The sequence below is a fragment of the Rosettibacter sp. KY25 genome (genome assembly GCF_057554405.1).
The window spans coordinates 258,179-270,201 of sequence record NZ_BAAJAO010000001.1 but is presented as its reverse complement, the minus strand read 5'-3'; the positions used below and the strand labels follow the sequence as shown (position 1 = coordinate 270,201).

The 12,023-nt window shown below is 30.7% G+C and carries 8 protein-coding genes and 1 pseudogene; 3 read left to right on the top strand and 6 right to left on the bottom strand.

The window, feature by feature from the left end; translation table 11 throughout:
• Position 1: 1 nt before the first annotated feature.
• The 4 genes from AC27L2_RS01215 to apbC form a co-directional block, all read right to left on the bottom strand.
• Positions 2-2,557 carry a glycoside hydrolase family 2 protein gene (locus AC27L2_RS01215; RefSeq protein ID WP_487209827.1) on the bottom strand — a complete coding sequence of 852 codons (2,556 nt, stop codon included), beginning with the start codon at positions 2,555-2,557 and terminating at the stop codon, positions 2-4.
• A gap of 86 nt (positions 2,558-2,643) precedes the next feature.
• The gene (tpiA, locus tag AC27L2_RS01210; RefSeq protein WP_487209826.1) at positions 2,644-3,402 is read right to left on the bottom strand and encodes a triose-phosphate isomerase; all 759 of its coding nucleotides are present in this window, start codon (positions 3,400-3,402) and stop codon (positions 2,644-2,646) included.
• A 35-nt stretch (positions 3,403-3,437) separates the two neighbouring features.
• Positions 3,438-3,689, bottom strand: coding sequence for a NifU family protein (locus tag AC27L2_RS01205; RefSeq protein WP_487209825.1), 252 nt, complete (start codon positions 3,687-3,689; stop codon positions 3,438-3,440).
• Positions 3,690-3,704: 15 nt separating this feature from the next.
• Entirely contained in the window at positions 3,705-4,799 is a 1,095-nt protein-coding gene (gene apbC / locus AC27L2_RS01200; protein WP_487209824.1) for an iron-sulfur cluster carrier protein ApbC, read from the bottom strand.
• A gap of 209 nt (positions 4,800-5,008) precedes the next feature.
• Here apbC and AC27L2_RS01195 point away from each other — a divergent pair, with 209 nt between their 5' ends.
• The 3 genes and pseudogenes from AC27L2_RS01195 (at position 5,009) to feoB (ending at position 8,911) form a co-directional block, all read left to right on the top strand.
• Entirely contained in the window at positions 5,009-5,677 is a 669-nt protein-coding gene (locus AC27L2_RS01195) for a metal-dependent transcriptional regulator (RefSeq protein WP_487209823.1), read from the top strand.
• Positions 5,678-5,681: 4 nt separating this feature from the next.
• Positions 5,682-6,683, top strand: a complete 1,002-nt coding sequence (locus AC27L2_RS01190) for a metal-dependent transcriptional regulator (protein ID WP_487209822.1) — start codon at positions 5,682-5,684, stop codon at positions 6,681-6,683.
• Between the two features lie 2 nt (positions 6,684-6,685).
• Positions 6,686-8,911, top strand: a pseudogene (feoB, locus tag AC27L2_RS01185) (ferrous iron transport protein B).
• A gap of 71 nt (positions 8,912-8,982) precedes the next feature.
• On the opposite strand, the gene ppk1 reads toward feoB, so the two are convergent.
• Together ppk1 and AC27L2_RS01175 are read right to left on the bottom strand one after the other, a co-directional pair.
• Entirely contained in the window at positions 8,983-11,136 is a 2,154-nt protein-coding gene (gene ppk1 / locus AC27L2_RS01180) for a polyphosphate kinase 1 (protein ID WP_487209821.1), read from the bottom strand.
• A gap of 89 nt (positions 11,137-11,225) precedes the next feature.
• Positions 11,226-11,723 carry a deoxycytidylate deaminase gene (locus tag AC27L2_RS01175; protein ID WP_487209820.1) on the bottom strand — a complete coding sequence of 166 codons (498 nt, stop codon included), beginning with the start codon at positions 11,721-11,723 and terminating at the stop codon, positions 11,226-11,228.
• Between the last annotated feature and the right edge of the window lie 300 nt (positions 11,724-12,023).

The following is a 12,023-nucleotide window of genomic DNA, read 5'->3' as shown; positions in this document are numbered from 1 at the left end:
TCTAATGCAATATTAAGTTGTATTGTTCAAGAGAATTTTTAATAAAATAAATTGTTGAGTCTGTTAATTGATAATAAAGAATTGTTATGCCTGCAATAACAATGATAATTGAAATTCCATAGAAATATACTTTACCAGGAGTTACTTCAAACAAAACATAAATACCTTTGAAAATTCTTTGTAATATCCAGAGCATCATGAAAATAGTAAATGCTAGTATATAAATATTGAATTCATTCATTGCTAAGATTCGATAGAGAATTAATTCAACAGGAAGAATTAAAATAAATGGGAAAAAAGACCAAATAACACTAAAGTATATACTTGAGAAGTCAACTTTTGTTTTAATGAAAAAGGAGAAAATTTTTATAATGAAGCTTATAACAAAAATTTTCAAAAAGAATGAAACGAACAAATAAAGAAAACATTCTTCTGGATGCCATGCAAGATAGCTAATAGAATTTAACAGCCATTTATCGCCGAATGAAAGTAAAAGTTTTTCTAAAAGAATATTGGTTCTTAGATAATAAAGAAGAATAGTAAACAGTAAAGACATTGAGCCAATTTCGATGAACATTAGAATTATAGTAAAAACACTTGATAAAATTCTGTGGTCCCTTAAATCGGCAAAGAAATTATAAGGTCTAAATAATGCTCTTGTGCAATCTTCTTTGAATTTTTTTCTTGAATTAATTAAGACAGCAAAAATCAATGATAATCCAAGTGCAATGAAAATGAAAAATAATTTATTCTCACTTTTAGCAACACCAATTGGGATTGTAACTTTTTGTTTGTTGTTTTGTAATGCTTCAACTACTCGATATGGCAGAGTGTTAACTTTGCTGCTGTTATCTAATAAACCAAGCTTGTAATAATTGTTGCTACCGCCGTAAAGTGAATGGTAATTCCCAGAATAATTAAAAATGCTATTTATAAAGTATCCACTGAATTTTGTTTTATTGATAGTTTCAATAAATTTTTCAAAATATTTTGCCTGTGCTTCGGAAGAATTTTTGACAAGATAACCTGAAGAGCTTCCAATATAATTTGGATAATTGACTTCGCATATAAAATATTTACTCGAAATGCTGCTTAATTCTTCTTCAAGCTGCATAATATTTTCGGGAGGATAAGAATATAGTTCGATACCAAGCAAATTTACATCAAACTGATTACTGGAAGGAATTCCAACAAATGAGGCATAAGTAAAAATTTTTTTATCAATGCTTTCTGATAATTTATTTATAAAATTTTTTGCTGCAAGTGAATTTGGTAAATAGGAACTGCCTAAACCAAAAATTATTGAGTTTGAAAATTTTCTGTATTCACTTACTAAATCTTTTAATTTGTTTTGTGCCCTTGTTTGAAATTCTTTTTCAGATAATATTTCATCAGGAACAGAATTTAATGGTAGTTCAACTAAAGCTATAAGACCTAACTGCTGACAGTATTTTAATGCATATGGATTTGGATAAGCTTTTGCAAATCTGACAGCATTAAATCCAGAATTTTTTATTAGCATTAAATCATTTCTAATTTTTTCGAAAGCAGTAATTTTATCCAGTTCAGCTTCGTTTAGATAATATGTTGTTCCTCTAAAAGTAAATGGTAAGTTACTCAAAGTTAGATTATCATCATGCTTCAAATTGAAAATCCCGACTTCTCGATTTACTTCATCAATTAATTGATTGCCTGAATATAAACTGACATTAAATGTATAGAGATTTGGATTTTCTGGAGACCATAAAACAGGATTTTGGATTGAGAATGATAATTGTCTTTTAATTTCTGCTCTCTCATTAATAATAAAACTGAATTTTTCAATAACTCCAGAAAAATTTTTTGGTTTTACATTAATATCAACCCTGAGTTCATTCTTATTATCAATTGATGGATTAATTAATCGAAGATTTTTTATAACAAAATCTGCATTAATATTAACAGCATTTTGTTTTTCCGGGAATGAAAAAGAAAAATTGACTTCTGATAAATATGTGTTTGGTATGAATTCTAAAAAGACATCTCTTAAAATTCCCGAAGAGATTTTTGGGAATAGAAATCCGGGTTTTAACGGGATAGTAGTTTCATTATCGTAATAAGAAATAACTTTTAAGGTAATTAAATTTTCTGCATCAGGTTTTATAACATCCTTAGGAAGCTCTATCTCAAATGGAATTTCAGCACCATATTTTTTTACGATAGTGAATTTATTTACTGAAATTTCAACAGAATTAAAAATGCCACAGAAGCAGATTTTAATAGTATTTTTTTGATATTCATCTTTTGAAATAAAAAATTTTTTTTCAAAAATCAGGGATTCTGTGCCTTCAAACGAGCAGGGGAGTGATGTAGAAATTTTTTTTGATGGGTTATCCTCTGTAAAAACTTTCCAATTATCATTAAAAAGAATGAATTTTCTTGTGCTGGAAATATCATAATAACTTGAATCTTTAACAGTTTCCGAAAGAAGAGATTTAATCTTAATTTCAGAAAAGGAGTTTGTGTTAAAAATTATAAAACTAAAAAGCAGAGGTAAAATTTTTGATTTTATATTCATTTTTTCAGAATGTTGTAAAATAAACCTTCAAATATATAAAAAATGAGAGGGCATATCAATTTGGTAGGGAATCATAAAAAAGTCCGCTATTGAGCGGACTCTATAATTTTTATAAATGAATCTGCTTTCAAACAGGCGCCGCCAACCAGAGCTCCATCGATGTCAGGTTGTGACATTAAATCTTTTGAATTTTCTGGCTTAACACTTCCACCATATTGAATTATTAAATTTTCAGCAAATTCTTTAGAATAAATTTGTGCAATCAATTCTCTTATAAATTTGTGAACCTCTTCAGCTTGTTCAGGAGTTGCATTTCTGCCTGTTCCTATTGCCCAAACTGGTTCGTATGCAATAATTAAATTTTTCAATTCTTGTTCTGTTAAATCAGCTAATCCTTCTCGTATTTGAGTTTCAACTACATTGAATGTTTCTCCTTTTTCTCTTTCTTCAAGTGTTTCTCCAATACAAAAAATTGGTTTCAAACCATTAGCAACTGCAGATTTAATTTTTTTGTTAATTAGCTGATTTGATTCATGGAATATTGTTCTTCTTTCAGAGTGTCCAAGTATAACATATTCACAACCAACACTTTTAAGCATTAATGGAGAAATTTCACCTGTAAAAGCTCCGCTCGTTTCAAAATACATATTTTGTGCACCTAACTTGATAGGAGTATCTTTGATTAGAACATTTGCGGTTTCAAGAGAAGTAAATGGGGGACAAATTATAACTTCAACATTGAGATTTTTTTGATTTAATCCTTTTTTGATTTCATTAATTAAATTAACTGAAGAATTGATGTCATTATTCATTTTCCAGTTACCGGCAACAACTTTTTTTCGCATTTTTACTCTCTAATTTATTTATTAAATAAGAATAATCAACTTACAGCTTCAACTCTGCGAATGCCAGGGACTTCGCGAATAAGTGCTCTTTCTACTCCTGCTCTTAATGTCATTTGAGACATTGGGCAGTCAATACATGCGCCTGTTAATTTAACTTCAACAATGCCATCTGGTGTAACCTTCACTAATTCAACATCACCGCCGTCTGCTTTAAGGTAAGGTCGAATTGTTTCCAGAGCTTTTTCAACCTTTTCTTTTAGAGTATCATTTTTGAGTGTATCACTCATATTTACCTCAATTAATTAATTTCCTAAAACTATTTCAATTTTAGGAGTATTTTCAGAAAAATTATTTATGCTAATCTGTGCAGCAAGATTCTTACTAATTTCAAAGATTTTTTTTGCTTCTTCAGATTCTGGGTCAGAATAGACTATAGGTTGGCCCGAATCGCCGCCAATACGGATATTTGGATTAATTGGAATTTGGCCAAGCAAAGGAACAGAAAGTTCTTTTGATAATTTTTCTCCTCCGCCGTTGCCAAAAATATCATATCTTTTACCAGTATCCGGTGCTATGAAATAACTCATGTTTTCAACAATTCCAAATATAGGAACATTTACACGCTGAAACATTCTCATTGCTTTTTTAACATCAATGAGTGATACATCTTGAGGAGTTGTAACAACTATAGCTCCAGTTAAAGGAATTGTTTGAACTAATGTTAGTTGAATATCACCTGTCCCTGGAGGCAGATCAAAGATTAAATAATCAAGCTCCCCCCAGTTAACATCCGACATAAATTGTTTAATAGCACCGCTTGCCATTGGTCCACGCCAGATTACAGGAGAATCTTCATCTATTAAAAATCCAATCGAGATAACTTTTATTCCATAACTTTCAAGAGGAATCATTTTCCCAGTTAATGTATCCTGATAAATCTGAGGCTTATTTTTAATTCCCAGCATCAAAGGAATGCTTGGACCATAAATATCAGCATCAATTAAACCAACTTTGGCACCCAATTTTGATAAAGCAACAGCAATATTTACTGCAACAGTGCTTTTGCCAACCCCTCCTTTGCCGCTTGCCACTGCAACTGTATTTTTAACTCCTGGCAAAATTGAGTCTTTATTTGTCATTTTTGATTGAACATTTGAACTCATGTTCACAGTTACTTTTTCAACCGAAGGGAAAGCTTTTTTAATTTCATCGATACAGTCTTGTTTAATTTTATCTTTTAATGGGCAGGCAGGAGTTGTAAGCTGTATGTCTATGTAAATTTCAGAATTATTTATTTTGATATCTTTGACCATGTTCAGACTTACAATATCTCGATGCAAATCCGGGTCAATTACATTTCTTAATGCATTTTTGATATTATCAATGTTCAAATTCATATTTACTCCATAATTTAAACACAAAAATAATAATTTCTTTAGTTACTACCTATTGAACATTAAAAATTTCAGTATGGTTCATGTATTAATTATAGATACAAAAATTATTTTGAAATTCTCTAAATAATTTGTTTAAGTGAAAAAAATAGTTTAATAAGCTTGATTATATATTTAAGTATACTTAACTTTAAAATAAAAAATGCTTAGTTATGTCAACAATATCAAAAGAAAATTATTTAAAATTGATTTACACACATAGCATTGAAGGCGAAAGCGCTGCCACTTCCAAAATTGCAGAAAGATTATCAATATCTAATTCTGCAATAAGTGATATGGCAAAAAAACTTGCTGGCGAAGGATTAATCTCTTATACAAAATACAAAGGAATGCGACTTACTAAAGAAGGAAAGAAAGCAGCATTAAAAGTGATAAGAAAACACAGGCTGTGGGAGATGTTTTTGCTTGAAGTGCTTAAAATTCCATGGAGTGAAGTTCATGATGAAGCCGAAAAACTTGAACATTATACCTCGGATTATTTGATTGATAAAATTGATGAATATCTTGGATTTCCAGAATTGGACCCTCATGGACATCCTATCCCTCGAAAAGATGGAACGATGCCTAAAATTCCTAAATTAATTTCTATGAATTCCTGCGAGATTGGAAAAATTTATGAACTTGCTCAAGTGGACGACACAGATGGAAGACTGATAAAATATTTGACTAAAATTGGCTTGATGCTAAATACACCTTTTGAAGTTTCAGATATTGTTTCTTTCGATAAATCTATGATAATCAAGTTTAGTGGAAAAACTGTTACAGTGAGTGAAAAGATTGCAAAAAATTTAATGGTTAGATTTGTTAAAAATGCGAGGTGAGTTCATGAAAATTTTTTTATTTCTCATAATAATATTCGTAGTAATAATTCTTCTTTATCGAAAAAAGATTATTGAAAGATTTGTAAAAATCAAAAAGCAAAAGGAAAAAATCTTAATTGAAGATACATTAAAACAACTTTATGACGGTGAATATAATTCTTATCTCTGCACAATTGATAGTATTGGTAAAAGTTTATCACTTAAAAGAGATGATGCAAAAAAGTTGATTGATAGGCTTGAAGAACTGAATTTAATTGAAAGTAATGAAGGAATAATTTCATTAACAGAAAGTGGAAGAGATAATGCACTTAAAATTATACGAATTCATAGATTGCTTGAAAGATATTTTGCAGAAAAAACAAGTATAGATGGAACGCAGTGGCATAAATTAGCAGAAGAAAAAGAACATGAAATAGAAATTGAAGAAGCAAACAAAATTGCAGTCGAACTTGGGAATCCTTTAATTGATCCTCACGGAGACCCAATTCCAACCGAAAAAGGAATTATTCATAAAGAAAAAAGTAAATTTCTTAATGAAATGAGAGAAGGTGCACTTGCTCAAATTATTCACATTGAAGATGAGCCCAAAGAAATTTATGCGGCATTAAATTCTTATCGAATTTTTCCAGATATGCAGCTGCAGGTAATTAGAAATTCTGGTGATAAAGTATTAATCAAAACCGAGGGACGAGAAATTTTATTATCCTTAACAGAAGCAAAAAATATTAGTGTTAAAGAAATTGAAGAAAAAGTTTTTGTTAAAGAATCAATTAAACCATTATCAACACTTAGAGTAGGAGAGACAGCAATTATTTCTAGTTTATCAAGAGCTTTGAGAGGACAGCAAAGAAGAAGATTGCTGGATTTAGGAATTGTGCCAGGTACAAAAATTAAGGCAGTCCTTGAAAGCATTGGAAGAGACCCTGTAGCATATGAAGTTAGAGGAACATTAATAGCATTACGCAAAAATCAATCTGATTATATTTTTATTAAAGAGGTAAATTAAAAATGGAAAATGAATTAAGTAAAAATTGCGCTAATTGTCCTGCTCATAATTTAAGTCATTTGATAAGACTTGGTATTGATATGACTGACTTTGACTATGTTGTTGCATTAGCTGGAAATCCAAATACTGGGAAAAGTACTGTCTTTAATAATCTAACAGGATTAAAACAGCATACAGGAAATTGGCCTGGCAAAACTGTAAGCAGAGCAGAAGGCGGTTTTATTTATGCCAATAAGCGATTTAAAATTGTTGATTTGCCCGGAACTTATTCTTTGCTTTCTACAAGTACTGATGAAGAAATTGCAAGAGATTTTATTTTATTTGGTCAACCTGATGTAACTGTAATTGTAGTTGATTCTACAAGATTGGAAAGAAATCTTAATCTTGTTCTTCAAGTTTTGGAAATTACAGATAGAGCAATTTTATGTCTTAATCTGATTGATGAAGCAGAACGACACGGTATCAAGATTGATGATAGACAATTATCAAGGAAATTGGGAATTCCTGTTGTTCCCACAGCAGCAAGAGAAAAAATTGGAATTTCTGAGTTATTAAAAATGATTTATGAAGTTGCAACAGGAAGTTATGTTTGCAGACCATTCAGAGTAACTCATGGTTTTAACAAACTTACACATGCTGTAGAAGAACTTGATAAAAAACTTCAAGAATTATTTCCTAATCTTAATAATACAAGATGGATTGCATTGCGTTTACTTGAAGGAGACCAGAGAATTATTGATGCTGTTCGTTCGGGCGAAATAGGAACAATTAAATTAGCAGAAAATGTTTCTGTATAAATATGGAGAATATTCTTTATGGATAGAGAAAATTTAATTGAAACAGCAAACAAGCTAAGATGGCATCTTGGAGATGGCTTGCATGATTTAATAATTGAGTCAATTTATAAAAATGCAGAAGAAATTGCTCAAAGTGTTGTAATTAAAAAAGGGGAAAAACAAAAATTCGATTTAGATAGATTTATAGACAAAATTGTAACAAGCAAATGGACTGGTTTTCCAATTATGTTTTTACTTCTTGCGTTAGTATTTTGGCTTACCATTGTAGGAGCAAATTATCCTTCAAAATTAATTTCATTTTTGCTTGTTGATACAATTCATCCATTCTTAAAAGGGATTGCATTTGATTTACATTTTCCGTGGTGGCTCAGCGGTGTTTTAATTGATGGAGCTTATCTTGCTATGGCATGGGTTGTAAGTGTTATGCTTCCGCCAATGGCTATATTCTTTCCATTATTTACATTTCTTGAAGATTTTGGTTATCTGCCAAGAGTAGCATTTAATATGGATAGTCTTTACAAAAAAGTAGGAGCTCATGGAAAACAGGCTTTAACAATGTCTATGGGATTTGGCTGCAATGCTGCTGGTGTAATTGCAACAAGAATTATCGATAGTCCGCGTGAAAGATTAATAGCAATAATCACAAATAATTTTTCTTTATGCAATGGAAGATGGCCTACACAAATTTTAATTGCATCAATTTTTATTGGGAGCTTAGTGCCGCCATATTTAGCAGGATTAATCTCCGCAGCTGCTGTTGTAGGCATTGCAATAATAGGAATTGCTTTTAGTTTGATTGTTTCATGGTTATTATCAAGAACATTATTAAAAGGAGAAGCCTCAGCTTTTAGTCTAGAATTGCCTCCTTATCGTCCACCAAAAATTTTACAGATTCTTTATACATCCCTAATTGATAGAACAATATTTGTATTATGGAGAGCAGTAGTTTTTGCTTTGCCGGCTGGAGCGCTCATCTGGCTAGTTGCTAATATTAATGTTAATCAAATTAGTCTGGCTGAACATTTTATTAATTGGATTAATCCAGCTGCTGTTTTTATTGGATTAAATGGAGTAATTATTCTTGCATATATAATAGCAATTCCTGCCAACGAAATTGTGATTCCAACAGTTTTGATGCTTACAGTGTTAACAACAAAAATATCAGGGGTAGGTGCTGGTGCTGGTGTTATGTTTGAACTTGAAAATATTTCTGATGTTGCTGCCTTGTTACATGCAGGAGGATGGACAACTTTAACAGGCATTAATTTGATGCTCTTTAGTTTACTTCATAATCCATGTTCCACAACTATTTTTACTATTTATAAAGAAACAAATAGTGTGAAGTGGGCTTTAATTTCAACTTTTCTTCCAATTATTCTGGGAATTTCGGTTTGTTTTATTGTTTCAAGAATCTGGTTTTTATTTGGATAAGATTTTTTAATTGTAACAGATAATTAATTTGTATATGAATGATTTTAATATTTGATATTCTTTCTTGAAATCTATAAACTTTTCCTGATGCTTTTAACATTATTGATTTCATGAGTAATTGTTTTTTTGGAATTAGAAATAGCAAGCTGCATCATGTATTCCTGATGGTCTAAGATCGGTTCATTATAAACTGGATGATTAAAAACATATTTCCCTGTTGGAAGCAAAACTCTTGCTTTCACATTATCTCTCATGCAGGTTTCTAAGATGTGTTCTTTAAGAAATGCTTTGTGGTCGGGGTCTTTAATTGGAAATGTAATTTCAATTCTCCGGTCTAAATTTCTTTGCATTAAATCAGCACTGCTTAAATAAATTTCTTCTTTGCCATTGTTATAGAAGTAATAAATTCTGCTGTGTTCTAAGAATCTTCCTACAATACTGATTACTCTAATATTTTCACTTAAATTAGGAACCTGAGGAATTAAACAACAAATACCTCTTACTATTAAATCAATTTTAACTCCGTTGCGGGATGCTTCGTATAATGCTGCAATCAAAATTGGGTCAACAAGTGAATTGAGTTTGAATATTAAATGTCCTTTCCCTCCAGCTTTTACATTTTTTATTTCTCTTTCAATTAATTCGAGAAATGTTTGTCTTTTGTTGATTGGAGCGACTGATAATTTTCTATATTCCTTTTGTTCTGAATATCCTGTAAGATAATTAAAAATTTCAGATACATCTGCACATATTTCTTCATCAGTTGTAAAGAGTCCAATGTCCGTATAAATTTTTGCTGTTTCGATATTGTAGTTTCCTGTTGATAAATGAACATACCTTTTAACGCCCTCAGCTTCCTTGCGAACAACAAGTGTCATTTTAGCATGGGTTTTCAATCCAACCAAACCATAAACAACATGAACGCCGGCTTTTTCAAGTTCTCGTGCCCAGTAAATATTATTTTCTTCATCAAATCTTGCTTTTAATTCAACTAAAACTGCAACCTGCTTTTTTCTTTCTGCTGCTTCTATTAAATATTTTACAATTGGTGAATTTTGTCCAACTCTGTATAAAGTTTGTTTTATTGCAAGAACATCAGGGTCACGAGAAGCTTCTTTAATAAAATCAACAACTGGAGTAAATGATTCATACGGATGATTGATCAAAATATCTTTTTTGCTAATGAGAGAAAAAATATTTTCTTCTTCATCAAATATTACAGGTGTTACTGGGTAAAAAGGTTTGTCCTTTAAATGAGGCATAGATAAATCATAAAGTTGAATTACATCACTTAATCCTAAAGTGCCATCAATAATATGCAAGTCATCGCGAGTGATTTCTAGATTTTCAATCAATGTATCAATCATATAATCCGGCATTTGTTTTTCAACTTCAAGCCGAACAACAGAACCAAATTTTCTTTGACGAATATTTTCTTCGATTAACTGAAGCAAGTCGTCGGCTTCATCTTCCTGAATTTCAAGGTCGGTGTTTCTTGTAATTCTGAATCTGTAAGCTTCAAGAACTTCGAGTCCAGGAAAGAGCATGTTTAGATTTGATTTTATTAAATCACCAATCCATACAAATTTAATAGCTCCATTTGAATTGCATGACTTAGTTTTAATTATTTTATCTATTCTTAAAAGACGAGGTAAAATATTTGGCACTTTGACTCTTGCAAAATGTTTTTCCCCTTTTTGGTTTTTAATTAAGATTGCAAAACTTAAGCTTAGATTTGAAATGTAGGGGAAAGGTCTTCCAGGGTCAAAAGCTAAAGGAGTTAATACTGGATAAATTTCTTTTATGAAATAATTGTTTAATCCTTCCTTTTCTTCTTTGGTTAACTCATCGATATTGCAAATAAAAATTTTATTTTTTCTTAGTTCAGGAATTATATAATTATTCCAGTAATCATAAATTTGATTTAACATTGGCTTAAGTGTATTTTCAATTTGCCTTAGTTGTTCAATAGGAGTTAAACCGTCAATTGATGCTTCGTAAACATTTGCCCTTATCTGTTCTTTAAGTCCAGAAACACGAATCATATAAAATTCATCAAGGTTTGAAAAGAAAATCGAAATGAATTTAATTTTTTCTAATAAAGGAAGATGTGGGTTCAGAGCTTCTTCAAGAACTCTTCTATTAAATTCCAACCAGCTTAGTTCTCGATTAAAAAAATATTGCGGTTTTAAATATCTCTGCAGATTCTCTTTTGTTATTTTCATAGATAAATAAAATTTTAAATTGAATATACTGCTTTTTGAGTTTATTTACTCTTAAGTTATTCTCTCAATTCATAAGATTCTTTAGAAGTTTATTTACCTATTTTTTTTGCCGAAGTATAATTTTCTAAATCATAATTGATTTCTTTCCCAGGCATGGGTAATCTTTTTATGTTTACTTTAGCTCTGGCAAAAAATTCTTCAGCAAGTGTATCGTGATAATCAGAAAATATTACAATCTCTTTGATACCAGCAGCAATAAGAGCTTTTGCACAGTTTGTGCAGGGCATATTGGTTATGTATGCAGTTGCACCTTGTGTGCTCACCCCATGTAAAGCACATTGAAGAAGTGCATTCATTTCAGCATGAATTGTTCTTACGCAATGATTATCAACAATCATGCAGCCTACATCCTCGCAGTGGTCATCTCCCGGAATTGAACCATTATATCCAGTTGATAAAATTTGTTTGTCTTTTACAATTACACAGCCACAATGCATACGTGGACAGGTTGCTCGTTCCGAGACAAGCATTGCAACTTTAAGAAAATATTCATCCCATGATGGTCTTTTCTTTTGAGAATTTGACATTTTATGTCTCCACTAAAGATAATTGGATTATTAATCTATAAAAATAATATCTCATAAGATAAAAAAAAAACTGGTATGGCTGAGGGCGACACCATACCAGTTCGATATGCTTCTATTAGGAGGGTTATCGACACTCAGGAACGAGGGCAATTCCTTCGTGTCGAGGGATATTTCTATTGCAAATATAAATAATCGTTTTCAAAATGCAAAGGAAAAATTTTTCTCTTTAAAAATAATTTAAAGAGTTTATAATTTTTTATTAAATCAAATTTTAAAAAACTAATTGATTTATCGACATTC

Coding starts and splice junctions, on each gene's coding strand:
- ppk1 (WP_487209821.1), bottom strand. CDS start 11,136: ATGAAAATAACAAAAGAGAATCTGCAGAGATATTTAAAACCGCAATAT.
- AC27L2_RS01195 (WP_487209823.1), top strand. CDS start 5,009: ATGTCAACAATATCAAAAGAAAATTATTTAAAATTGATTTACACACAT.
- AC27L2_RS01190 (WP_487209822.1), top strand. CDS start 5,682: ATGAAAATTTTTTTATTTCTCATAATAATATTCGTAGTAATAATTCTT.
- AC27L2_RS01175 (WP_487209820.1), bottom strand. CDS start 11,723: ATGTCAAATTCTCAAAAGAAAAGACCATCATGGGATGAATATTTTCTT.
- AC27L2_RS01205 (WP_487209825.1), bottom strand. CDS start 3,689: ATGAGTGATACACTCAAAAATGATACTCTAAAAGAAAAGGTTGAAAAA.
- tpiA (WP_487209826.1), bottom strand. CDS start 3,402: ATGCGAAAAAAAGTTGTTGCCGGTAACTGGAAAATGAATAATGACATC.
- AC27L2_RS01215 (WP_487209827.1), bottom strand. CDS start 2,557: ATGAATATAAAATCAAAAATTTTACCTCTGCTTTTTAGTTTTATAATT.
- apbC (WP_487209824.1), bottom strand. CDS start 4,799: ATGAATTTGAACATTGATAATATCAAAAATGCATTAAGAAATGTAATT.